Origin of the sequence: Pandoraea aquatica (assembly GCF_902459565.1) — a bacterium.
GTDB classification, from domain to species: domain Bacteria; phylum Pseudomonadota; class Gammaproteobacteria; order Burkholderiales; family Burkholderiaceae; genus Pandoraea; species Pandoraea aquatica.
Map to the genome: position 1 here is coordinate 818,905 of NZ_CABPSN010000002.1, position 23,511 is coordinate 842,415.

The following is a 23,511-nucleotide window of genomic DNA, read 5'->3' on the forward strand; positions in this document are numbered from 1 at the left end:
TTCTACCGGCGGGCCTCGCCCTCAATCAGCACCTTTGCGTGCCGAATCGGCACGGAGTTGGTTTTTCCGCCACCTACACTCCGCTTCCTGAGACTGGCAGATGGCCCCGGCTCGTCCTCGTTGCACGCTATGCAACGGGCGTTTGCGGGGCGTCCAAACATCGACTTCCAACGCCAGCGATCCCGAGGAGCAGGAATGACCGGTAACACCAAACCCCACAACCCGTGGCGCGAGATCTGCGCGGCGAGTATCGGTAATGCACTAGAGTTCTACGATCTGCTGATCTATGGCTACTTCGCCATCGTGATCGGCCAGTTGTTCTTCCCCGCTCACGACGCAACGACCTCGCTGCTGCTCTCCGTGGGCACGTTCGGTATTTCGTTCGTCACGCGCCCGCTGGGCTCGATCATCCTCGGCAGCTACGCCGACCGCGCCGGTCGCAAGGCGTCGCTCACGGTGTCGATCGGCCTCATGATGGTCGGCACCGCCATGATCGCGTTTGCGCCAACGTATGCGCAGATCGGCATCTTCTCGCCGCTCATGATCATCGTCGCCCGCATGCTGCAAGGCTTCTCGACCGGCGGTGAGTTCGGTGCTGCGACGGCCTTCATGGTCGAACACGCCGACGCCAAGCGTCGTGGCTTCTTCGCCAGCTGGCAGATGTCCACGCAGGGTCTCGCAACGGTGCTCGCCGCCGGCGTCTCGGCGCTGCTGAGCCTGCTGCTCACCGCCGACCAACTGAGCGCATGGGGCTGGCGTATCGCCTTCGCCGTCGGTCTGCTCATCGGCCCGGTCGGTCTCTACATTCGTCGCAACATCGACGAGACCGCCGACTTCAAGAAGCTCGGCGAAAAACAACGCGAGAAGTCGCCGCTGCGCGAAGTCTTCGGGCGTGACCGCGCCAACATGCTGCTCGGCGCAGGCGTTGTGGCAGCGGCCACTGCGTTCAACTACGTCCACAAGCTGTACATGCCGACGTATGCCGTCAAGCAACTGCACATTCCGGCGACGTCGTCGTTCATCGGGGCCGTTGTGACCGGCGTGATGCTCATGATCGCCGCGCCCGTCGTCGGCCATCTGTCGGATCGCTTCGGCCGTATTCGCGTGATGCTTTACGCGCTGATCGCCGTGGGCGTAACGACCTATCCGCTGTTCGTGCTGCTCAACCGTTATCCGACGTTCCAGACGCTGCTGCTGGTGCAGGCGCTGGTCGGTCTGCTGATCGCCGTGAGTCTCGCACCGCTGCCCGCGCTGCTGGCGGACATCTTCCCGACGAGCACCCGTGGCACCGGTCTGGCGCTGTCGTACAACTTCTCGGTCACGCTGTTTGGCGGCTTCGCCCCGCTGATCGTGACCTGGCTGATCGACGCCACGCAGAACAAGCTCGCACCGAGCTTCTACGTGATGGCGACGGCAGTGCTCAGCGTGACGGCTGTGACGGCGCTGGCCCGCCGTGTGCGCGCCGGCAAGATCGCCGGGCTGACGAGCCAGCCGCACGCTTCGCCGCGTGCGACCAAGGCTTAAGGTTCAATGGCGTTCGATAACGTAATCCGACATCCGATGTACTGATTTGAGCCGCAACGACGACGTCCGCCAATCCCCTAGGCGACGTCGTCTCTTTTTTTGCGGCACCCTAGCGGAGCTTTACCCATGACCACGCTCGAAGCGATTCGCGCCGCCCTGCCGGCGTACCCCATCGAAGTCTCGTTCCCCGATATCGCCCGCTGGCGCGAAGGCAACACCGGTATCGACTATCTGCACACGTTCGATAGCGGCAAACCCGGCAAGCACGTGATGATTCTCGCGCTCACGCACGGCAACGAAGTGAGCGGTGCCATCGCCGTCGACGCGCTGCTCGCATCGGGACTGCGTCCGTCGTCGGGCCGTCTGTCGCTGGGCTTCGGCAACATCGGTGCGTACGAACAGTTCAGCGCAGAGAACGCAGACGCCACGCGCTTTCTGGATGAAGACATGAACCGCGTGTGGACGGCTTCGACGCTCGACGGCGAACGTCAGAGCCGTGAACTGACGCGCGCCCGTGCGATGCGTCCGTTCATCGATACGGTGGATCTGTTGCTCGACATCCACTCGATGCACGAAGCGTCGGCACCGCTGATGATGACCGGTCCGCTGGAAAAGGCGATTGCGCTGGCCGCCGAACTCGGCACGCCCGAGCACGTCATCATCGACAAGGGCCACGCCAACGGCACGCGCATGCGCGATTACGGTGGCTTCGGCGACCCGGCCAGCCCGAAGAACGCGCTGCTCATCGAGACGGGACAGCACTTCGCCAAGAGCGCGCGCGATGTGGCCCTCGACAGCGCTGCCCGCTTCCTGCTGCACGCAGGCGTTGTGGCCGAGGCCGACGTCGCCCCGTTCCTCACGCAAACGCCTGCACGTCAGAAGTTTGTGGAAATCACGCAGCCGGTCGTGGCACGTTCGATGGACTTCCGCTTCTCGCAACCGTTCACGGGGCTGGAAGTGATCGAGAAGGCCGGTACCGAAATCGCGCGCGATGGCGATGAAGTGATCGTCACGCCGTACGACAACTGTGTGATCGTGCAGCCGTCGATGCGTCACCTCGGGGTGAACGTCACGATGATGCGTCTGGGACGTTTGCTGGATCGCTAAGACGGACGTGCGTCGCTAAGCAATACCGAAAGGGCCGAGGATTACCTCGGCCCTTTTTCGTTGGCATCAGAACGTCCGAAACGTTCAGAACGTCCCGACGAGCGAGCCGACGACGATCACCGCGACGAGTGCAATGAGTGCACTGACGATGCTCGTCATGACGATGTCGAAGTAACTTTCGCGGTGTGTGCTGCCACACACCGCCAGCAACGTGACGACCGCGCCGTTGTGCGGCAGGCTGTCGAGCGTGCCGGATGCCATCACGGCCACATGGTGCATCAGCGCGGGATCGATGCCGTGCTGTGCCGCGAGGCTGACGTAGGCGGGACCGAGCGCGTCGAGGGCAATCGTGAGGCCGCCCGAGGCGGAGCCGGTGATCGCGGCGAGCAAGTTCGCGGAGAGCGCCAGCGAGACGAGCGGACCGCCGTCGATGGACAGCACCCAGTCGCGCACCAGCTCGAAGCCGGGGAGCGCAGCAATCACCCCGCCGTAGCCCACCAGACTCGCCGTACACATGATCGGCAGCACTGATGCGTTTGCACCGGCGTCCATCGTCTTGCGCAGCGCAGGCAGGCGTCGCCATTGCAGGATCACGAGCACGAGGATCGCGCTTGCGAGTGCGATGCACACGCCCCACACACCCGCCACGCTTTGCAGCGTGATGCCGCCCCAGCGCGGCTCCGCGAGAAAGCTCGCGTTCAGGCGCGGGAAGACGATCACGTTCATCACGAAGTTGCCGCCGATCACCACCAGCAGCGGCAATGCGGCCGTCAGGATGCCCGGGAGTGCGTCGTTGCGATGACCGGCTTCGATTTCCGCCGGATCGAATTCGCGCGCCACGCTGGCGCGCTCTCGCACGACCGTCGGGTCCGCCTTCTTGTCCCACACTTCGTTTTCCGCATAGCCGTGGCCCGCACGACGCGCTTGCCCCTCGCGCCACGAGAGCCACCAAAGGCCCACGGCGAGCATGATGGCCGAGGCCATCAGTCCCAGCCCGGGTGCGGCGAAGGGCGTGGTGCCGAAGAAGGGCATCGGGATCGCGTTCTGGATGGCGGGCGTACCCGGCATCGCGGACATCGTGAAGGTGGACGTCCCCAACGCAATCGCGGCGGGCATCAGTCGTACGGGAATGTTGGCTTCGCGGAACAGCGCGTGCGCCATCGGTGCGAGGACGAAGAACGCCACGAAAAGACTCACGCCGCCGTAAGTGACGAGCGCGCCGCCGAGCACCACCGCGAACATCGCGCGGCGCGAACCCAGCTTGTCCGTGAGAAACGCGGCAATGGCGCGCACGGCCCCGCTGTCCTCCATCAACTTGCCGAACAAGGCGCCGAGCAGGAACAGCGGGAAAAACTGCGCGATGAAACGCGCGGCGTTCTGCATGAACGTCTGCGTCCAGTGTGCGAGGATGGGTTCGCCCGAGAGCGCCGCAGCGAGCATGGCGGCGGCAGGTGCCAGCAGCAGCACGCTCCAGCCACGATAGGCCAGCCAGACGAGCAGCGCCAGGCCGATAAGAATGCCGGCTAGCTCCATTCAGAGGGTCTCCTGCAGCGGATCGAGATCGAGCGAGGAGCGTTTGCCGAGATCGGCACCGTGTTCGTGCAGGAAGGCGTCGGCGCAGCGGCGGCCCTCGTCGCGCAACATCACGAGGAAGTCCCACTCTGCCGAGAGTTTCGATGAGTAGCCGAGCGTCGTCATCATGTCGCTCGCGATCCGGTGCATGCGCATCTGCGCCCAGCGCTTGCCTTCGTCGCTCCCGGCATCCACGACCTTTCGCAGCACCGCGATCATTCGCAACTCTTTGAGCAGCGTGGCGTTGAACGAGACTTCGTTGACGCGGTTCAGAATTTCGCGCGCCGAACGCGGCACTTCATTGCGCTCGACCGGATTGACCTGCACAAGGATGGTGTCGCACGACGCGGTCTCGCGCACCAGCGGCGTGATCGACGGATTGCCTGCGTAGCCACCGTCCCAGTAGGGCTCGCCATCGATTTCGACGGCGCGATACAGCATGGGCAGGCAGGCCGAAGCGAGCAGAACGTCCGGGGTGATCTCGGCGTTGCGGAAGACACGACCCCGTCCGGTATGGACGTTGGTTGCCGTGATGAAGAGCTGGATCGGGTTGGCGTCGGCGCTTTTGGAAATGCCGTCGAAGTCGATGTGATCGGACAGCAGGCGGCGCAGCGGGTTGAATTCGAGCGGCGCGAGATCGTAGGGGGACACGACGCGGGCCGCGAGATCGAAGAACATGAAGAACGGTGAGTTATCGAGCGACCAGCGCCCGAGCACGATGTCGAGCGGCGTGCGACGCAGCGGGCTGAAGCGCCCTGCATGGGCGACGTCTCGCCAGAACTGCTCCAGTGCACCGCGTGCGGCGTCGGGGCCACCGCGTGCGTAACCGGTCGCGAGCACCGCAGCATTCATCGCACCTGCGGATGTGCCGGAAATGCCCTCGATGCGGAAGGGAGCGTTGTCGGTGTCGTGCGAAACGGCTTCGAGCAGGCGGTCCAGCACGCCCCAGGTGAATGCGCCATGTGCACCGCCGCCTTGCAGGGCGAGATCGACGGGGAGTGGGCCGCGGGTGGTGGTGCGTGCGCCGGACGGTGCGCGTGTGGCGCTAGCGGTCCGGCCAGATCGTGCGGCGGGCTTGGCGGAAGCGGGGCGCGACGGCGGCACCCGCGAGGTGGATTCTGAGCGTGGCATGATCCCTCGGCGATGCGGCGTCGCGCCGGTGGGCGTCAGCCGCGGGGGTCGTTACGAGAGTACGGTTGCAGCAGGTACGCAGTTTGCGCTGCAACATAACCACTGTCTCAGATAACCGTGAAATGGGCAACCTCGCCCTCGGTGCCAGCGTCGGTCAGGTCCTGCGACGGTTTGCCGCGGCGCAGACTCAGCTGCGCGAGCACGTCTGCATGCTGGTTACCCCAGCGGTACAGCATCTCGATCGGCTCGATGAAAAGCTCGCCGAGCGGCGTCAGCGAGTATTCGACCTTGGGCGGTACCACGGGATACACCTCGCGGTGAATCAGGCCGTCGCGCTCCAGCTCGCGCAGCGTCTGCGTGAGCATCTTCTTCGAAATGCCCGGCAGACGGCGCTGGAGTTCACCTGTCCGGGTCGTGCCGCACTGCAACGCGTAGAGCACCATGCTCGTCCACTTCACGCTGAAGAGCTCCAGCACGCGACGCGGCACGCAGGTTTCCTCGAAAACGAAGGGTTCGGGTTTGCTCATGGTAACTAAATGGTGACTATTCAACTAAAAGGTGCCTACTGGGGATTTTGACCCTTCGTCACTATACTTTGGCACGATAGTGCGCGTCACCTGGAGTGCGTCGGTTAGTCAGCCAAGCATCGGCAAACCGGGTTGCGACGCGCGCAAGCTAACGGAGAACCCCATGAGCAGTTTGTCGAAAACGGCCATCTCGATGCTGGATCTGGTGCCGGTGCGCGCCGGCGGCACGGTGGCTGAAGCCCTGAAGCAGTCCACGGAACTGGCCCAGCACGTCGAGCGTCTGGGCTTCACGCGCTTCTGGCTTGCTGAGCACCACAACATGGATGGCATTGCCAGTTCCGCCACCGCGTTGCTGATCGGGCATATTGCCGACAAGACGTCGCGCATTCGCGTCGGCTCAGGCGGCGTGATGCTGCCGAATCACCCGCCGCTGGTCGTCGCCGAGAACTTCGGCACGCTCGCCGCGTTGTACCCGGGGCGTATCGATCTGGGTCTCGGACGTGCACCGGGTGCCGATCAGGCGACGATGCGCGCATTGCGACGCGACCGTCTCGGCAACGGCGACGATTTCCCGGAACAAGTGGCGGAGTTGCGGGCGCTGCTTGCACCGGCGCAACCGGGGCAACGACTGATCGCGACGCCGGGCGCGGGCAGCGACATTCCGGTGTGGCTGCTGGGGTCGTCGCTGTACTCGGCACAACTCGCGGCACATCTGGGGCTGCCGTACGCCTTCGCATCGCACTTCGCGCCGCGTTTCCTGTTCGATGCGATTCGCATCTATCGTGAGATGTTCCGCCCGTCGGCTGTGCTGGATAAGCCTTACGTGATGGTTGGTGCGCCGGTCGTCGCCGCACCGACGGACGAGGAGGCGAAATTCCTCGCAACGTCGTCGCAGCAAAAGATCCTGGCGCTGATGCGCGGGCAGAGCCTGAAGTTGCAGCCGCCGGTGAACGACATGGACGAACGCTGGGATCCGGCGGAGCAGCACTCGGTGGAGGCGTTCCTCGGCGTGGCCGTCGTCGGCGGGCCGGAGCGAATCAAATCCGGCCTGTCCGACCTCGTCGAACGCACGCAAGCCGACGAACTGATGCTCGTGACCGATATCTACGATCCGGCGCTTCGCCTGCGTTCGTGCGACATCGTCGCATCGGTCTGCAAGGGTTGAGCGCGAGTTCAGCGTAGCGGTTGTGCCGCAGACGGTGCGGGATGCGACGGAGACGCTAGCGGAAGCGCCCGATGGAGAACGGCGAGAGGTCGATCGACGGCCGCTCGCCGCACACCAGCCCGGCGATCGTGCGTCCGGTGGAGGCCGCCGCTGTCAGTCCCACATGGCCGTGTCCGAAGGCGTAGAAGGCATTCGGCACTTTCGACGCCGCCCCCAGCACGGGTAGCGAATCCGGCGTGCTCGGGCGAAAACCCTGCCAGCGCGCGCCATCGACCGATTGCGTCGACTTCACCCCCTGCACCGCGCCGGGGAACATCTTGTGAAGCTGGCCCAGCAGCAGATCGGCACGTCGCCAGTTCGGCGGCGCTTGCAGTCCTGCCAGCTCGACCGTGCCCGCCCCGCGAAGGCGGCCGTTCATCGGTGTCGCAAACAACTTCCCTTCCGCCCACATCACGGGCCGCGACGGCATCTCGTGCGGCGTCGGAATCTCCACGTGGTAGCCGCGCTCGGTGTCGAAGACGATGCTGTCGCCCAATTGCTGCACGAACGGCGCGGACCACGCGCCTGCCGCGACGACGACGGCGCTTGCAGCTTCGCGCCCCTTGTCCGTGTGCACGGCCACGGCCTGCGCGCCGTTGGTCTCGATGGCCGTTGCAGCGGCATCGACGAGGCGTCCGCCTCGCGCCACGACCTGAGCGGTCAGACGTGCCAGCAACGCGCCCGGGTCCGACGTGTGCCCCGTCTCGCTGATATACCGCGCGCCGACGAAATCGTTCGAGAGCGTGGGCTCGAACTCGCGAAGCGCCCCGGCGTCCATCGTGTCGATCTGCACGCCGTTGTCGCGGCGCAAAGCCATGCCGCCCTCGTCGCCTGTCATGCCCTTCTCACTGGAATAGGCAATGAGATACCCGCGACGGGTCACAAGGTCGTTGGCGTTGGCATCGTCAAGCAAGGGTTGATAGGCGTCGAGGGCCGGGCCGAGCAGGGCGCGCAACGCGCGTGCCTGCTGTGCGACTCGTGCGGGCTGACTCGCCGCGATAAAGCGCATCAACCACGGCACCATACGCGGCAAATAACGCCAACGAAGCACCAGCGGGCCATCCGGTTGCATCAGCCATCCCGGCACTTGCCAGAGCACACCCGGCATGGCGATAGGGACGACCGACGAGCCGTTGATACAACCGGCATTGCCCAGCGACGCCGCCTGACGCGCCGACTGCCGGTCGACGAGTGTCACGGAATGCCCTGCACGCTGAAGATACGCGGCGGTACATACGCCGACCAAACCGCCCCCGATCACGACGACGGGACGTGAATCGCTCATGAAGCCGTCCTGCGGAAATTCGAAAACGCCTAGTGTACTGCGTCGGGCCTGCGCGACCGAGCGCCCTCAAAATTCCCGTGCATTCCTCGATCTATTTCCCGCTTCGGGCTCAGATCATTTCCAGCGGACGTTTGCGTGACGGCGCTTCGAAGTGGTGATCGAGCAGATTCAGTTCCTCGTCGCTGAGCTTGATGTCGTGTGCGGCACGGTTCGCACGCACATGGGCCTCTGATCCGGCCTTCGGAATGGCGATGACGCCGGGGCGGCTCAGCACCCAGGCCAGCGCAATCTGAAGTGGCTCGACATGACGCTTGCGTGCGATCTCGCTAAGGACGCCATTCGTCGGCAAGCGCCCCTGTTCGATCGGCGAATAGGCCATCATCGGCAGCCGATTCGTCGCAAGCCAAGGCATCAGATCGAACTCTGGGCCGCGTCGTGAAAGATTGAGCAGCACCTGATCCGTCGCGCACGCGGTGCCGCCCGGTGCGTCGAACAACTCGTCCATGTCGTCCGCATCGAAATTGCTGACGCCCCATTGGCGGATCTTGCCCGCTTCGATCAGCGCCTCGAAGCCGGCAATCGTGTCTTCAAGCGGAACATCGCCACGCCAATGCAAGAGGTACAGATCGATGCGGTCGGTGCGCAGACGCTTGAGGCTGCGCTCGCACGCCGCAACTACGCCGCGTTGCGAAGCGTTGTGAGGATACACCTTGCTCACGAGAAAAACCTCGTCGCGCATGCCGTCGAGCGCTTCGCCGACGAGACTCTCCGTCGCGCCTTCGCCATACATCTCGGCGGTATCGACCAGCGTCATACCAAGCGAGACGCCCAGACGCAACGCGGCGATCTCGTCGCGACGGCGCTCGGGCTTCTCACCCATCATCCATGTGCCCTGCCCGAGCACCGGCACGGTGTCGCCTTGGGGGAAAGTGATGTTTCGCATGATCTGTCCTCCTGAATTTTGATGAACATTATCTGCCTGCAAGTCGAGCCGTGACCAGTGCCGTGAGGGCTTCACGCAACACTTCAAGGTGTGGTCCTATCTTTTGGATCGGATTCGTCCTAGACACGGTGCAGACATTGCCGCTTCTGCATTCGTGCACCCATTCTCTCGGATAGTTCACAAGCCTTTCATCGCCGTGTCGCGATAGGCTGATCTCACCGATGCACATTGCGAATGTTGCTCCGCAGCGAGACGGCTCGGTGATGGCTCCAGCGATGTGTGTCGGGCCTTGTTGAACGAAGTGAGACGAAAGGAGAAAAAAGAAAGCCCCGCGAACGGGGCTTTAAAGGCCGGCCGGGCGTGCGCCGGCCAAGGAGGTTCATCGATGTGGCACCGCAGCGAGTCTGTGTGCCGAGGGGATATTGTCGGCAGAGTCGGTCCATCGATGGGAAGGAGGAATCCGAATGTGGAGGAGAATTTTCGCGTAACAAAATGTGACGATTTGCAGCCTGTTCGGGCCGAGAGGCGGGCGCGATAATGGGGCTCCCTTAAAACAGCAGAGGAGTCCCCCCGAGATGGCCAAGGCGATCAAGTTCCACTCACTCGACTCACCGCTCGCTTCCGTCAAGCGTTACGCACCGCCTGCGATCTTTTTTCACTGGCTGGTGGCGCTGCTGATGGTGATTGCGTATGCCGCCGTGATCACGAAGGGATATCTGCCGAAAGGCAGTGCGCCGCGTGCGCTGAGCATGACGATCCACGAGTGGGCCGGAATCGCCGTGCTGGTCGTCGCCGTACCGCGTTTGCTCTGGCGGCTGATCAAGGGATCGCCGGGGCCGTTGCCCGGTCAGGGATGGCTGGTACGCACGGGCTCGTCGCTCGTGCATCTGTTGCTGTATCTGTTCATCTTCGCGCAGCCGGTGTTGGGCTATCTGACGTTGAACGCAGGCGGGCACGTGCTGACGATTCCCGGGCTGGATATCGCGCTGCCGCAGTTCATCGGCAAAGACGACGAACTGCGTCGCTCCATCAAGGAGATTCACGAAACGCTGGGAAGCGCGTTTTACTGGGTGATCGGATTGCATGCGCTAGCAGCGTTGTGGCATCACTATTTCCGTCGTGACGACACGCTGCGTCGCATGCTGTGAGGGTTCGATACGAGCATTCGAGTGCGACGCGAAGGGATCGCGCGCCCGGAGACTCTCCGAACGCGTGAAAGGTTTGACTAGGTTCGATCAGAACGCGAAGCGAACTCCGGCAAATACGCTGCGACCGTCGCCCGGGTAGAACACGGCGGTGTTGGCCGTGCGCGCGTCGGTGACGGTGCTGAAGTCCGACACATAACGCTTGTCGGTCAGATTGCGCGCATCGACGTAGAACGTCACGCCTCGCTGGATCAGATACGACGCCTGCAAGCCGATCAGCGTGTAGCTGGGCACGCGCATCGTGTTGGCGTAGTCGACCCACGCGCCAGTGGGCACCCAGTCGAGCGACGCCGAGATCTGGAACCGATTCGACAGCGCGTAGCCGAGTGTCGTACGCAGCACATTGGTCGGCACGCCAGCGATGCGGTTGTTGCCGTATTGCGGATCGTCACGGAAGCGGAAGTCGCTGTAGTTCCAGATTTGCGTCAACGTCACGCGGTCGCCGGTGGCCGCCACGTTCTTGAACAGGTCGACGGATGCGCCGACTTCAAGACCCTGCAGCACGGTCTTGTTCGCATTGAAGGTCGATGCCGGAACGTCCGGAGACGTCGTGTACTGAAGCAGTTGGTCGCGCACGATCGAGCGGTAGGCCGTGACGTCCCATGCCACGCGATCGAGTTTGCCGCGTGTGCCGACTTCTAGCGTCCACGCGTGTTGCGACGCCAGCGGCACGAATCGTGACGTCGCCCCGAACGTCTGCGACAGATCGGTGAAGTCAGGCACGTCTGCGCTGCGGGTGATGTCGATGAATGCCTGGACATCCTTACGCGGCTCCCAGAGCAGTCCGATCTTGGGATTCACGCCGGAGTAGGCGGCGCTGGTGGAGCGATAGTTGGCGTCGCCCGGCATACCGCCGTAGTCGATGTACTGACGAACGTCGCGGTAGGCCTTGGCGCCGACCATGAGGCCGAGCGTCGGCAGGAAGAACAGACGGTTCTCGAAATACGCCTCGTAGTTGTAAGCGCTTTGACGGGAGTCGAGCGTCTGTGCGCCGCGATTGCCGTTCACGTTGACGTATTGATCGGCCTTCGTATTGCCACCGAAGAAGCGTGCGCCCACGATCAGGTCGTTACGCATGCCGGCAAGCGTCAGGTTCGCCGTGTAGCGGGGGGCTACGCCATACGTCCAGCCATCCTGATCGATGACCTGGAAGATCGGGTGATACAGGCTCTTGTGAATGACCCACGACGCGATATCGAGCTGGCCGACATCAAAGCGAATCGTGGTCAGGTTGCCCAGTCGCTCGGTGCGGGTGTTGCGCGCCTGATCGCCGGAGACAGCGGAAGCCGCCGCCTTGGTGGGGTTGTTGAGCGCGTCGAACAACGACAACGTGCCGGGCAGCTTCTGGTCGACGATGTAAGCGCCGAAGAAGAAACGCGTTTCGACGCGCGGCGAGAATTTGTAGCCGATGTTCGCGTTGATCTGCGCGTAGTTGCCTTTCGCGTGATCGCGATAACCGTCGGACCGGTTGAGCGTTACGGTCGCGAGTGCATCGAGTGGCCCGAAGATGCGCGACATCTGTCCGCTCGCGCGGACGGTGCCGAAGCTGCCGCCTTCGAGCCGGAACTGATTGGGGGCCTCTGCCGTGTAGGCCGTGGGGGTGACGAAGTTCAGCGCACCGCCCAGTGTGGTCGAACCGTAGGTGAGGCCGTTGCCACCCTTGTAGACCTCGGTAGAGCGCAGACCCATCGGGTCGATCTGGTAGTAGTCGCCGCTGCCGTCGGCCGAGTTGGTCGGAATCCCGTCCTGCAGGATTTCGAGGCCACGCACGTGATAGCCGCGTGCGATGCCCGAGCCGCGAATCGACACGCGCAACTCCTGTCCGTACCGGTTCTGGACGTAGACACCGGGGCTGTCTTTGAGCACGTCGCGCAGGTTGAACGCGTAGGTGTTCTGGTAGCTGTCGGCGTCAACGAAGCCGACGGAGCCTGCTGTCTGGAAAAGGTTGGCCTTCTGCTCTTCCACGCTGGGGGACGTGAGCGACTCTGCCGGGGCGGTCACGTTGGTCGCCGGCAGCGTGGCGGTCGGTGCGACCGTTTGGGTAACAGGCGTGACCGGGGACGTGTCTGCCGCCAGGAGCATGGGGGACACGGAGGCCACAGGATTCACGGCAGCGGTGCCCGCGGAGGCAATCGATGCTGTGGGATTCGAGGTGAGGGCGTGTGCTGCGCTGCCCAGCGAGGCGAAGGCGAGCGCGATGGCCGCTTGCAACGGCTTCTGCGTCATGAAACGTGACATGAATGTCTCTCTCGCGACCGTGTGACGGCCGCCTGATGATCGTGAGTGCCGAACGTGTCCGTTGCCGGCCAGGCGCGCGCGGCAAGCCACGTGTTCGCGAGACGAGCGCGAACGTCAGGGCAAGCCGGGAGGCGGGCAACGCAAAACGGGTTCGACAGGAGCCACCGGCATTGACAGGCAATGGCCGGAAGTCGGAAGGATCAGACAGCGAGGGACGGTGGTGCGCGCGCTAAGGCGTCGGAGAAACGGGCGCGCGGGAAATGCGGTACCGGAGCCCGGGGGGTGGCAACGATACCGGCCGGCGCGGCGGGCGGGGGGAGATGGAAGGCGGTGGTGACGAGCGGCTGATGCGTCCACAACGCGCAATAACCGCACTTCTCCCAGTGATCGGCCGAGTCGAGCGAGTGGCCGGCGTTGCCGTGCTCGCTGTGCAGTCCGGCGGGCTGCGCCTGAGCAGGATGCGTGGGATGAGAGAAGTCAGCGGGCGGTGCCTGCGCGTCGTCATGGCCGGTGTGGCCGTCGTGCGTAGGCTCGCGTTGGGCATCGGCGCGCGGGGTGGTGTTCGTGCCCAGCGAGGCCTGCGTGCCCTGTACCGTGCAATAGACCGCGAACGGGTCTGCCTGCATCGCCGCACGCCATTGCGCAATCGCGGGCATGAGCGCAGCCAACAGGATCGCCAGCAGGGCGATCCCGATTGCGACGCGATGCTGACGAAGCTTGCGCATGCTGGGCCGGATTAAGCGAATTAAGCGGATTAGGCGGATTAGGTCCGACTAATCGAATGGACGAAAAATATGGGAATCGCCGGGCGATCGAGCGGATCGGCCCGCGAGAGCGTCCTGTGATTACGTCATAAGCTCATTACGTAATCAGCTCACCGCGCAGACAAAGACGCGGGCAAGGCGGCTCTCGGGAAAGCAGGCATTGTAGGGGGTCTTGTCGAGGGGCGTAAATGCTTTGCGTTCTCATGTAGGGACGACGCGACAATTTGCCGCATCGCCCGATGGAACCAAAAAAGGAGCGCCACGGCCCCCCGGCACGTGGCGCCCCACACCGGATATCAGAACTTCATGCCAACGCCGACGCCGACGATCAGCGGATCGATGTGCAACGTGCCGAGATCAGCACCCGCGAGCGACGTATCGGTCTTCATCCAGATCTTCTTGATGTCGATGTTGAAGAAGAGGTTTTTCGTCATCTGAATGTCCACACCCGCTTGCAGCGCCGGTCCGACACTGTGGTTCTTGATCGAGATGGGCGTGCCGCCGGCATTCAGGTTGCTGTTCCAGAAGCGCGTGTAGTTGATGCCCGCGCCAACATAAGGACGCACCTTGCCCGCGTGATTGAAGTGGTATTGCAGCAGGAGCGTCGGCGGCAGCACGTTCACGCCGCCAAGATGCCCGAGGCTCGATGTGAGTTGATGGCGCGACATGCCGAGAATGAGTTCGACACCCACGTTGTCGAGAATCATGTACGTGAAGTCGAGTTCCGGCACGATGGCGTTGTTGACGGTGACGCCGAGCGTCGGCAGCACACTGCCGCTCGCATGCGAGTCCGGCAGGATGCCGATGGCGCGTACGCGCGCGAGGATGTCGCCAGCATAGATGCCCTGCGAACTGTCCTTGATGAAACCGAAGGTCTTAGCGGGGGCCGCGTTGTCGGCGGCCGGCGCTGCGCTTTGTGCGAATGCAGATGCGCTGAAGAGGGCGGCACCGGTAGCCAGTGCGGCGGCGAGAGCCGTGGCGCCGAGGGAGTGCTTCATGATGTTGTCCAAAGTCGTGAGTGAGCACGACCGATGGTAGAAGCACGATGCGCCGCGGAACTTGATGCGCGTCAAGCGAGGGACAGCGTGCACGCGTGATGCGACAAACTGTCGCGCGCCACGGTTTTGGTAGGATGCGGACTTTGCCACGCATTCCCCCATCGTGAAGCGCCCGATTTCGTCGCTGTTTTCTTCGCTGTTGCATGCCGTTGCCCAAGCGGGCCGGCGGGGTCTTCGCCTCTTGCAACCGCTGTCCCCCTATGCGGCGCGCGCCTGGCATCATCTGCGCCATCCCACGCGTCGTGGTGTGCTGATCGCCGTGGCGGCGCTGCCTTGCCTGCTTGTCGCTTACACGCTGATCCTGATTCCGTTCACGCCAAGTATTCGCGACATCCGCCGAGCAAAGGTCGACCAGCCCGCGCAGGTGTTGTCCGCCGACGGGAAGCTGCTGGCCGAGTTCCGGCCGTCGAATCGCGAGTGGGTGGCGTTGAAGGACATCTCGCCCAACGTCGTCAAGGCACTGGTGTCCACGGAAGACCATCGCTTTTACGAGCACCACGGCATCGATCTGACGCGCACGGCGGGCGCTGCGCTGCGCACGTTCTCCGGCGACCGTCAGGGCGGCTCGACGATCACACAGCAGCTCGCCCGCAATCTGTACCCGGACGACATCGGCCGCGCTCCGACGCTCACGCGCAAACTCAAGGAAGCAATCACCGCGCTGAAGATCGAGGCGCTTTACACGAAGCCCGAGATTCTCGAGACGTACCTGAACACGGTGCCCTTCCTGTACAACGCGTATGGCATCGAAATGGCGGCGCGCACGTACTTCGACAAGTCGGCCGACCAGTTGGACGTTGTCGAAGCCGCCACGCTCGTCGGCATGCTCAAGGGCAACAGCTATTACAACCCGGTGATCAATCCCGAGCGGGCACTGCAACGCCGTAACACGGTGCTCGCACAGATGGTGAAGTTCGGCGACCTCGACGCGTCGAAGCTCGCGGCGCTGCAAAAGCGTCCGTTGCGCGTCGACTTCGAACGTCAGACGGAAGAACCGGGGCCCGCACCGCACTTCGCACAGCAATTGCGCAAGTGGCTGATCGGCTGGGCGGATCGCAACGACTACAACATTTACTCGGACGGTCTGGTGGTGCACACCACCATCGACGCACGCTTGCAGTCGATGGCCACGCAAGCGCTCACGCGTCAGGCGAATCAGTTGCAGGGCATTGCCGACGCGAACTGGTCGGCACGCGGCGGTTGGCGCGACAGCACGGCACTCGTCCAGTCTTTCGTGCGCGAGACGGCGGAATACCGCAATGCCGTGGCCGGGGGCGAAGCGCCTGAAGCGGCGATGAAGCGTCTGTTCGCCGACAAGGCGTTCATGCAGAACCTGCGCACGACGAAGACCCGCGTTCAAGCCGGGTTCCTCGCCATCGATCCGCGTACCGGCGAAATCCGTGCGTGGGTCGGCAGCCGCGACTTCACGACCGATCCGTTCGATCACGTGCAGCAGGCGCGGCGTCAGCCGGGTTCGACGTTCAAGCCGTTCGTGTACGGGGCGGCCTTCGTCAAGGGGCGCAAGCCGGATGACACCATCGTCGACCAGGTGGTGGAGATTCCGCTCGCGGGCGGCGAAATCTGGCGACCCAGCGACGACACCGCGCCGACCAACAAGCCGATGAAGCTCGCCGACGCGCTGGCACAATCGCGCAACACCGTCACGGCGCAGTTGATGCAGGACGTCGGGCCGTCGCGTGTGGTCGGGCTCGCACGCGCAATGGGTGTGCGCGAGAGCAAGCTCGATGCGGTGCCGTCGCTGGCACTGGGCACAAGCCCCGTCTCGCTCAAGGAGATGGTGGCGGCCTACGGCACGATCGCAGACGGCGGCGAGTATCGCGAGCCGACGATGGTCACGGAGATCACGAACAGCGAAGGCGAAGTGCTGGCGACGTTCTCGCCCGCGCGGCCCGAACGCGCACTCTCGGAGAACGACGATTACACGCTGCTCGACACCATGCGCGGTGTCATCAATCGCGGCACAGGCAATGCGATTCGCACGCGCTTCGGTATTCGGGCCGATGTCGCGGGCAAGACCGGTACGACGCAGGACAATGCAGACGGCTGGTTCATTTTGATGCAGCCGCAACTAGTGGCAGGCGCATGGGTCGGTTTCAACGACAGCCGCATCACGTTGCGAAGCGATTACTGGGGGCAGGGCGCACACAGTGCATTGCCGATTGTCGGGGATGTCTTCTCGCGTGCGTTGCGCGCGAAGGTCATCGACGGCAGTGCGAAGTTCGAAGCGCCGGACAATCATCACTGGTACAGCGACTGGTGGACGCGCGCCTCGGACTGGGTGACGGGTCTCTTCGCCAGTAAGCCGGAGCCCAAACCCAAAGCGCCGGTGAAGCGTCAGGCACCGTCGCCCGCACCGGCCCCTGCGCCGTCGGTCTCGACGCCGGATGCGGCGAGCGACAGCGGCCCGCTGCCGGTGCCGGTCGCATCGGCCGTGCTCGCTCAGCCGCAATACACGCAACCCGCCGCGCAACCCGCAAGCGCCTCACAAGGCACGACCATCCCGGGCGTGCCCGGCGAGTGGAACGGCCCGGGCGGTTCGTCTGGGACGGGGTCAGGCGGGGCATCGGTGCCAGTCACGCCGTCGGTGCCGTCCGGCCCCTCAACGACGCCTGGCGGGATCATGCTGTCCCCGTCGCCCGCACCACAAAGCCCGCCGCCGTCTACCCCAGCACAGTAACGTCGACATTGGATGGGCAAGTCCGCAGGACGAGTCCATCCGACCCTCTCTCAGCCAACCGTCTCCTGCCTCATAGGCTCGGTGTCCGCCGGGCCAATTTCCCATAACAGTTATGCGACTTTCTCATGACTGGCGCGTCATGGCTTGCGCTATATTCATAACAATATAGCGGTGACGGCAGGTGTCGCCCGCAGCATCGGCATCACCTCTGGTGCCGATGACAAGAGGAGGGGACGCAAGCCATGTTCATCCGGCAACTGAGCTATCTCGTGGCGCTGTCGCAGGCGCAGCACTTTCGTCGCGCGGCGGAGCTGTGCAACGTGTCGCAACCGACACTCTCCGGCGCGATCCGTAGCATCGAGGAAGAGTTCGGCCTGCCGATCGTGCGACGCGGACGCCGTTTCGAGGGCTTCACGCCGGAGGGCGAACGGGTGTTAGCGTGGGCGCGTCAGGTGCTGGCGGACTGCGAGGGCTTGCGTCAGGAGGCCAGTGCGAGCCGCCGCGAAGTCACCGGATGTCTGCGTATCGGCGCAATCCCCACCGCGTTGCCGCTTGTCCCGCTGCTCACCGACGCGTGTCTGCGCGAGTTCCCCGGCATGCGGCATGAGGTCTACACGCTCTCTGCGACGCAAGCGTTGCGTCAACTCTCCGAACTCGATCTGGACGTCGGCCTGAGTTATCTCGACGATCCCCGTCTGCGCGAATTCGAAACCATCTCCCTGTTCCGCGAGCGCTACGTGCTGATCGCGCGCGACGAGTCAGCGCTCTCGGGCAGCACGTCGCTGTCGTGGCACGAGGCGGCGAAGCTGCCGTTGTGTCTGCTCACCGGCAATATGCAGTGCCGTCAGGGGATCGATGCAGCGCTGGCGCGCGCGGGCACGTCGGCGTCGCCGCGTGTGGAGACGGATTCGCTCATGGCGCTGTACGCGCACGTGCGCTGCGCGGGGCTTTTCAGCATCGTGCCGCACAGCGTGCTGTGTCTGGCGGAGATGCGCGACGAGTTGCACGCCGTGCCGCTGCAACCGGCGCTGCATCGCGAGATCGGTCTCATTCTGCGCGAGCGGTTACCTCGTCCGCCACTGCTGGACGCCGCCATCGCCGCTTTCCGTTCTGTGGATCTGCAAACCCGACTGGATGCGTTGCTGCCTGCCTAGCACTGCCCGCACGGCTCGCGTCGGCCCATCCCACCCCGCCTGCGCGGCATACAATGCCGCCATGACCCTACAGCTCCGAAACGAAACCGCTGTCGACGTCGACGCCATCGAAGCGTTGACCGTCGCCGCCTTTCAATATGCCCCGCACACCGCCCATACCGAACAGTTCATCGTCGCAGCGTTGCGTCGCGCCGGACAACTGAGCGTATCGCTCGTCGCAGAGGATCGAGGCGTCATTGTGGGTCACGTGGCGATTTCTCCTGTCACGATCAGCGATGGTGCCCGAGGTTGGTACGGCCTCGGGCCGATCTCCGTCGCTCCTGAGCGTCAGGGCGAGGGCATTGGCAGCCAGCTCATGCACGCGGCGCTCGACGCGCTTCGTCGACTCGATGCAGCCGGTTGCGTCGTGCTGGGTGAGCCGTCCTATTACGGTCGGTTCGGTTTCCGCGCAGACCCGTCGCTGTGTTTGCCAGGCGTGCCCGCCGAGTATTTTCAGATGACGCATTTCGACGGCCCGCTGCCGAGCGGCACGGTCGCGTACCACGACGCGTTCAACGCCACCGCCTGAGCCTTCTTACGCGCGCACCGGCACGTGATTGCGCAAAAATCCCTTGACCTAAAGTCGACTTGAATTGCCACACTGCATGACATGCGCCATGCCGGGTGACGTTCGGGACATCGTGGGGATCGACTGACGTCCGGTTGGCATGCGCCTCCATCGTGTCGACATGAGGGATGCCAATGACCGGAAACGCCAATCACGATCAGTCCGAACTATGGAACGGCCGTTCGGGCAGTGCATGGGTAGACAACCGTGCCGCACTCGACCAGATGTTCGTGCCGCTCGCGAGGTTTCTCATCGACCGCGCGCGCGACGTCGCGCGACACACGCCTTCGGGGCGCTTGCTTGACGTCGGATGCGGCACCGGTGGCACCACGCTCGCCATGTCCACCGCGCTGGGCCATCCCTGGCAACTCACGGGGGGCGACATCTCCGCACCGATGATCGAGACGGCACGCACGCGCGCGGCGAACGCTCGCGCACCGGTCGAATTTCTTTGCGCCGACGTGCAGACGCACGTATTTCCGCAAGCTCACTTCGATCTCATCGTCTCCCGACTCGGCGTCATGTTCTTCGACGACCCGGTTGCCGCGTTCGCCAATCTGCGCGCGTCGGCCCGCCCGGGGGCGGCGCTCCACACGCTTGTGTGGCGAGGGCCGTCGGAAAATCCGTTCATGACCGTGGCCGAGCGCGCCGCCGCGCCGCTGTTGTCAAACTTGCCGCCCCGACAGCCTGGCGCGCCAGGGCAGTTCGGCTTCGCGGATCGGGAGCGCGTCGCGAGCATCTTGTCTTCGGCAGGGTGGGAGGACGTTCGGCTTGAGTCTGTGCACTTCGATTGCTCATTCGCGCAGGCCGACTTGCGCGATTACGCGTCGCGGCTCGGGCCGGTGGGACTGGCGCTGGCAGGTCTCGATCCGGAAAAGCGGGAGCGCATCGTAGACGCCATCGTCGAGGCCTACGCGCCATTCGTCGCGCAGGGCGAGGTGCGCTTCACCTCGGCGTGCTGGCACCTGTCGGCGCGCGCACCGTCCGGCGACGTCTGACGTCATCGCACTTCAGGCACATCGCTTTGATAGGTCTCACCGATCAACCGATCGACCGGAACGATTTTCCAGACGAAACGCATACACCGATCATTGGCCTCAATGCAGCGACACCAACGACGTCAACGACGCCAGCGTCGCCAAGCAGACATCTTGCAGATAACCATTCAGGAGTGAGACACCATGGCCAAGATTGTTTGTGTACTGTACGACGACCCCGTTACCGGCTACCCGAAGACCTACGCCCGCGACGATCTGCCGAAGATCGAGTGCTACCCCGACGGCCAGACGCTGCCCACGCCGCGTGCCATCGACTTCCAGCCGGGCGCATTGCTCGGTAGCGTGTCGGGCGAACTGGGCCTGCGCAAGTACCTCGAATCGAACGGCCACGAACTCGTCGTGACGTCGAGCAAAGACGGCGACAACAGCGTGCTCGACCGCGAACTGGCGGACGCCGAAATCGTGATCTCGCAACCGTTCTGGCCCGCCTACATGACGGCCGAGCGCATCAAGCGTGCGAAGAAGCTGAAGATGATCGTGACCGCCGGTATCGGCTCGGACCACACCGATCTGCAAGCCGCGATGGAACACGGCATCACCGTTGCGGAAGTGACGTACTGCAACAGCAACAGCGTGGCCGAACACGTGATGATGACGACGCTGGCGCTGGTGCGAAACTACCTGCCGTCGTACCAATGGGTGCTCAAGGGGGGCTGGAACATCGCCGACTGCGTCGAGCGTTCGTACGATCTGGAAGGCATGCATGTGGGCACGGTGGCGGCTGGGCGTATCGGCCTGCGCGTGCTGCGTCTGATGAAGCCGTTCGGCACGCATCTGCACTACCTCGATCGTCACCGTCTGCCGGAATCGGTCGAGAAGGAACTCAACCTCACGCACCACACGAGCCTCGAAAGCCTCGCCAAGGTGTGCGACGTGGTCACACTGAACTGCCCGCTGCACCCGGAAACGGAGCACATGATCAACGCCGACAGCCTGAAGCACTTCAAGCGCGGCGCGTACCTGATCAACACGGCACGCGGCAAGCTGTGCGATCGCGACGCCGTTGCGGCAGCGCTCGAAAGCGGCCAGCTCGCGGGCTACGGCGGCGACGTCTGGTTCCCGCAACCGGCACCGGCCGATCACCCGTGGCGCCGCATGCCGCACCACGGCATGACCCCGCACATTTCGGGCACGAGCCTGTCGGCGCAGACGCGTTACGCCGCCGGTACGCGAGAAATTCTGGAGTGCTACTTCGAGAACCGTCCGATCCGCAACGAGTACCTGATCGTGCAGAACGGCAAGCTCGCCGGTGTGGGCGCGCACTCGTACAGCGCAGGCAATGCTACGGGCGGTTCGGAAGAAGCCGCTCGCTTCAAGAAGTCGGCCTGATGCCCTTCATGCGTGAGCATCAGTCTTGCTGATTCACCGCAGTAACGTTGTTCCGGAAGTTCTTTTGCAGTTCCTGGCTGTACCCGCCGGGTCGTCGGTCCGACGCCCAGCGGGGTAGTACCTCCTCGTGCAACATCGCGATCTCAAACCGGTGCGTCGTCCAGGTGCACCGGTCTTTTTTTATGACATCACGGGTCGCACGTCACCTCATGCTCAGGCAGGGCGCTTCGGAATCTCCAGCCCGCGAATCACCGCAGGACGCGCCACGAATGCGCCCAGCGCGCGCTGCACGTTCTTGAACTGATCGAAGCCGACGAGATCGCCCGCCTCGTAGAAGCCGACCAGGTTACGAACCCACGGGAACGTGGCGATATCGGCGATGGTGTATTCGTCGCCCATCAACCATTGATGGTCCGCCAGACGCGCATCGAGTACCGCGAGCAGACGCTTCGACTCGGCGACGTAACGGTCGCGCGGACGCTTGTCCTCGTAGTCCTTGCCTGCAAACTTGTTGAAGAAGCCCAATTGGCCGAACATCGGACCGATGCCGCCCATCTGGAACATCACCCATTGCAGCGTCTCATAACGCGCGGCCGGATCGACGGGCAGCAGCTTGCCGGTCTTCTCGGCGAGGTACCAGAGGATCGCGCCCGACTCGAACAGCGGCAGCGGCTTGCCGCCGGGACCGTTCGGATCGAGGATCGCGGGAATCTTGTTGTTCGGGTTGAGCGAGAGGAATTCCGGCGTGAGCTGATCGTTGGTCTGGAAGTTCACCAGATGCACTTCGTACGGCAGCCCGATTTCTTCGAGCATGATCGACACCTTCACCCCATTGGGCGTAGGCAGCGAATACAGTTGCAGGCGTTCCGGGTGCGCGGCAGGCCACTTGCGCGTGATCGGAAACTGGGACAACTCGGCGGATTGATCGGACATGGGGATCGACGCATTCGGGATGAGCGGCCAACAGCGCCGCGGGACGCCCAATATAACGCCAAGTGTGCGGACGTGCTGGCGCGTGCACCATCGACGTCGTGGCGTGCACCGCAGTAGTGCCGGACACCGAACGGCCCGTACTTCATGACAGCCATAGGACAGGTTTCGTGAATGTCCCTCACGCGCTCATCAAAAAAACTCACCTTGCAACGGCGCTCATCGACGCCTTAAATTAAAACCCCTCGCTCGCACCGGCCCTTCTGTTGGTGCACGAACTTTCCTCTCAAAGGATGACACTATGAGCACGTTCAAGACGAAGGATGGCACGTCGATTTTTTACAAGGACTGGGGCACGGGCCGCCCGGTCGTGTTCTCTCACGGCTGGCCGCTTAGCGCCGACGCCTGGGATGCACAAATGCTGTTTCTGGTGCAGCACGGCTATCGTGTGATCGCGCACGACCGTCGTGGCCACGGCCGCTCGGAACAGCCCGGCACCGGTAACGACATGGACACCTACGCCGACGACCTCGCCGCACTCGTCGAGCATCTCGACCTGCACAACGCCACGTTTGTCGGCCATTCGACTGGCGGTGGTGAAGTCGCGCATTACCTTGGCCGTCATGGCACGAAGCGCGCTGCGCAGGCGGTGCTCATCGGTGCTGTGCCGCCCGTCATGCTCAAGTCTGACAAGAACCCGGGCGGTCTGCCCATCGGTGTATTCGACGAAATTCGCGCGAATGTCGCCGCAAATCGTTCGCAGTTCTACCAGGATCTGGCGGTGCCGTTCTATGGCTACAACCGTCCGAACGCCAAGCCGTCGCAGGGCGTGATCGACGCCTTCTGGGCGCAGGGTATGTGGGGTTCGCACCTCGGTCAGTACCTGTGCGTGAAGGAGTTCTCGGAGGTGGATTACACCGAAGACCTGAAGAAGATCGATATCCCGACGCTTGTGCTGCATGGCGACGACGACCAGATCGTGCCGATCGACGATTCGGGCAAGCTCACCGCGCAGATCGTCAAGAACGCGACGCTGAAGATCTATCCGGGCGGCGCGCACGGCATGTGCACGGTCGAGGCGGATAAGGTGAACGCCGATCTTCTGGAATTCCTGAAGAAGGCGTCGTAAGACTTTTGTCGCGCCAATGAAAAAGGGACGGCAATCGCCGTCCCTTTT

At 63.7% G+C, this 23,511-nt stretch carries 19 protein-coding genes; 10 read left to right on the plus strand and 9 right to left on the minus strand.

From position 1 onward, the window contains the following. Positions 1-195: 195 nt before the first annotated feature. Together PAQ31011_RS09275 and PAQ31011_RS09280 are read left to right on the plus strand one after the other, a co-directional pair. Positions 196-1,524, plus strand: coding sequence for an MFS transporter (locus tag PAQ31011_RS09275; protein ID WP_150575522.1), 1,329 nt, complete (start codon positions 196-198; stop codon positions 1,522-1,524). Between the two features lie 126 nt (positions 1,525-1,650). Next, entirely contained in the window at positions 1,651-2,631 is a 981-nt protein-coding gene (locus tag PAQ31011_RS09280) for a M14 family metallopeptidase (RefSeq protein ID WP_150575523.1), read from the plus strand. Positions 2,632-2,715: 84 nt separating this feature from the next. On the opposite strand, the gene PAQ31011_RS26335 is transcribed toward PAQ31011_RS09280, so the two are convergent. From PAQ31011_RS26335 to PAQ31011_RS09290, 3 genes are all read right to left on the minus strand, one after another. Further along, positions 2,716-4,164, minus strand: a complete 1,449-nt coding sequence (locus tag PAQ31011_RS26335; protein ID WP_174990031.1) for a GntP family permease — start codon at positions 4,162-4,164, stop codon at positions 2,716-2,718. After that, entirely contained in the window at positions 4,165-5,184 is a 1,020-nt protein-coding gene (locus PAQ31011_RS26340) for a patatin-like phospholipase family protein (RefSeq protein WP_246179494.1), read from the minus strand. A gap of 257 nt (positions 5,185-5,441) precedes the next feature. After that, a complete protein-coding gene (locus PAQ31011_RS09290; RefSeq protein ID WP_150575524.1) occupies positions 5,442-5,861 on the minus strand; it encodes a winged helix-turn-helix transcriptional regulator in 420 nt (139 codons plus the stop codon). A 163-nt stretch (positions 5,862-6,024) separates the two neighbouring features. Between PAQ31011_RS09290 and PAQ31011_RS09295 the strand changes: the two genes are divergently transcribed. Next, entirely contained in the window at positions 6,025-7,026 is a 1,002-nt protein-coding gene (locus PAQ31011_RS09295; protein ID WP_150575525.1) for an LLM class flavin-dependent oxidoreductase, read from the plus strand. Between the two features lie 55 nt (positions 7,027-7,081). Here the strand turns inward: PAQ31011_RS09295 and PAQ31011_RS09300 are convergent, their stop codons facing one another. Continuing rightward, entirely contained in the window at positions 7,082-8,350 is a 1,269-nt protein-coding gene (locus PAQ31011_RS09300; protein ID WP_150575526.1) for an NAD(P)/FAD-dependent oxidoreductase, read from the minus strand. Between the two features lie 109 nt (positions 8,351-8,459). Beyond that, positions 8,460-9,293, minus strand: a complete 834-nt coding sequence (locus PAQ31011_RS09305; RefSeq protein ID WP_150575527.1) for an aldo/keto reductase — start codon at positions 9,291-9,293, stop codon at positions 8,460-8,462. A 575-nt stretch (positions 9,294-9,868) separates the two neighbouring features. Between PAQ31011_RS09305 and PAQ31011_RS09310 the strand changes: the two genes are divergently transcribed. After that, on the plus strand, positions 9,869-10,441 hold the full coding sequence (locus tag PAQ31011_RS09310; protein ID WP_150575528.1) for a cytochrome b: 573 nt from the start codon (positions 9,869-9,871) through the stop codon (positions 10,439-10,441). Positions 10,442-10,528: 87 nt separating this feature from the next. Here PAQ31011_RS09310 and PAQ31011_RS09315 read toward each other — a convergent pair whose 3' ends face one another. The 3 genes from PAQ31011_RS09315 to PAQ31011_RS09325 all read right to left on the minus strand — a co-directional run bounded on the left by PAQ31011_RS09315 (position 10,529) and on the right by PAQ31011_RS09325 (position 14,498). Beyond that, a complete protein-coding gene (locus PAQ31011_RS09315; RefSeq protein WP_217424856.1) occupies positions 10,529-12,580 on the minus strand; it encodes a TonB-dependent receptor family protein in 2,052 nt (683 codons plus the stop codon). 356 nt (positions 12,581-12,936) lie between these two features. Continuing rightward, the gene (locus tag PAQ31011_RS09320; RefSeq protein WP_150575529.1) at positions 12,937-13,461 is read right to left on the minus strand and encodes a DUF2946 domain-containing protein; all 525 of its coding nucleotides are present in this window, start codon (positions 13,459-13,461) and stop codon (positions 12,937-12,939) included. A gap of 335 nt (positions 13,462-13,796) precedes the next feature. Further along, entirely contained in the window at positions 13,797-14,498 is a 702-nt protein-coding gene (locus tag PAQ31011_RS09325; protein WP_150575530.1) for an OmpW/AlkL family protein, read from the minus strand. 175 nt (positions 14,499-14,673) lie between these two features. On the opposite strand from PAQ31011_RS09325, the gene PAQ31011_RS09330 reads away from it, so the two are divergent. From PAQ31011_RS09330 to PAQ31011_RS09350, 5 genes are all read left to right on the plus strand, one after another. Beyond that, on the plus strand, positions 14,674-17,256 hold the full coding sequence (locus tag PAQ31011_RS09330) for a penicillin-binding protein 1A (RefSeq protein WP_425495099.1): 2,583 nt from the start codon (positions 14,674-14,676) through the stop codon (positions 17,254-17,256). A gap of 242 nt (positions 17,257-17,498) precedes the next feature. Beyond that, positions 17,499-18,410: a LysR family transcriptional regulator gene (locus PAQ31011_RS09335; RefSeq protein WP_150575531.1), complete on the plus strand. Its 912-nt coding sequence runs from the start codon at positions 17,499-17,501 to the stop codon at positions 18,408-18,410. 61 nt (positions 18,411-18,471) lie between these two features. Further along, positions 18,472-18,978, plus strand: a complete 507-nt coding sequence (locus tag PAQ31011_RS09340; protein ID WP_150575532.1) for a GNAT family N-acetyltransferase — start codon at positions 18,472-18,474, stop codon at positions 18,976-18,978. A 167-nt stretch (positions 18,979-19,145) separates the two neighbouring features. Continuing rightward, positions 19,146-20,015 (plus strand): class I SAM-dependent methyltransferase, encoded by an 870-nt coding sequence (locus PAQ31011_RS09345; RefSeq protein ID WP_150575533.1) that lies wholly within the window; start codon positions 19,146-19,148, stop codon positions 20,013-20,015. A gap of 183 nt (positions 20,016-20,198) precedes the next feature. Beyond that, positions 20,199-21,404 (plus strand): NAD-dependent formate dehydrogenase, encoded by a 1,206-nt coding sequence (locus PAQ31011_RS09350; RefSeq protein WP_150575534.1) that lies wholly within the window; start codon positions 20,199-20,201, stop codon positions 21,402-21,404. Between the two features lie 213 nt (positions 21,405-21,617). Here the strand turns inward: PAQ31011_RS09350 and PAQ31011_RS09355 are convergent, their stop codons facing one another. Beyond that, positions 21,618-22,337, minus strand: coding sequence for a glutathione S-transferase N-terminal domain-containing protein (locus PAQ31011_RS09355; protein WP_150575535.1), 720 nt, complete (start codon positions 22,335-22,337; stop codon positions 21,618-21,620). Between the two features lie 298 nt (positions 22,338-22,635). Between PAQ31011_RS09355 and PAQ31011_RS09360 the strand changes: the two genes are divergently transcribed. Further along, positions 22,636-23,463, plus strand: a complete 828-nt coding sequence (locus PAQ31011_RS09360) for an alpha/beta fold hydrolase (protein ID WP_150575536.1) — start codon at positions 22,636-22,638, stop codon at positions 23,461-23,463. The last annotated feature ends 48 nt before the right edge of the window (positions 23,464-23,511 follow it).

Coding starts and splice junctions, on each gene's coding strand:
- PAQ31011_RS09275 (WP_150575522.1), top strand. CDS start 196: ATGACCGGTAACACCAAACCCCACAACCCGTGGCGCGAGATCTGCGCG.
- PAQ31011_RS09280 (WP_150575523.1), top strand. CDS start 1,651: ATGACCACGCTCGAAGCGATTCGCGCCGCCCTGCCGGCGTACCCCATC.
- PAQ31011_RS26335 (WP_174990031.1), bottom strand. CDS start 4,164: ATGGAGCTAGCCGGCATTCTTATCGGCCTGGCGCTGCTCGTCTGGCTG.
- PAQ31011_RS09290 (WP_150575524.1), bottom strand. CDS start 5,861: ATGAGCAAACCCGAACCCTTCGTTTTCGAGGAAACCTGCGTGCCGCGT.
- PAQ31011_RS09295 (WP_150575525.1), top strand. CDS start 6,025: ATGAGCAGTTTGTCGAAAACGGCCATCTCGATGCTGGATCTGGTGCCG.
- PAQ31011_RS09300 (WP_150575526.1), bottom strand. CDS start 8,350: ATGAGCGATTCACGTCCCGTCGTCGTGATCGGGGGCGGTTTGGTCGGC.
- PAQ31011_RS09305 (WP_150575527.1), bottom strand. CDS start 9,293: ATGCGAAACATCACTTTCCCCCAAGGCGACACCGTGCCGGTGCTCGGG.
- PAQ31011_RS09310 (WP_150575528.1), top strand. CDS start 9,869: ATGGCCAAGGCGATCAAGTTCCACTCACTCGACTCACCGCTCGCTTCC.
- PAQ31011_RS09315 (WP_217424856.1), bottom strand. CDS start 12,580: ATGCTCCTGGCGGCAGACACGTCCCCGGTCACGCCTGTTACCCAAACG.
- PAQ31011_RS09320 (WP_150575529.1), bottom strand. CDS start 13,461: ATGCGCAAGCTTCGTCAGCATCGCGTCGCAATCGGGATCGCCCTGCTG.
- PAQ31011_RS09325 (WP_150575530.1), bottom strand. CDS start 14,498: ATGAAGCACTCCCTCGGCGCCACGGCTCTCGCCGCCGCACTGGCTACC.
- PAQ31011_RS09335 (WP_150575531.1), top strand. CDS start 17,499: ATGTTCATCCGGCAACTGAGCTATCTCGTGGCGCTGTCGCAGGCGCAG.
- PAQ31011_RS09340 (WP_150575532.1), top strand. CDS start 18,472: ATGACCCTACAGCTCCGAAACGAAACCGCTGTCGACGTCGACGCCATC.
- PAQ31011_RS09345 (WP_150575533.1), top strand. CDS start 19,146: ATGCCAATGACCGGAAACGCCAATCACGATCAGTCCGAACTATGGAAC.
- PAQ31011_RS09350 (WP_150575534.1), top strand. CDS start 20,199: ATGGCCAAGATTGTTTGTGTACTGTACGACGACCCCGTTACCGGCTAC.
- PAQ31011_RS09355 (WP_150575535.1), bottom strand. CDS start 22,337: ATGTCCGATCAATCCGCCGAGTTGTCCCAGTTTCCGATCACGCGCAAG.
- PAQ31011_RS09360 (WP_150575536.1), top strand. CDS start 22,636: ATGAGCACGTTCAAGACGAAGGATGGCACGTCGATTTTTTACAAGGAC.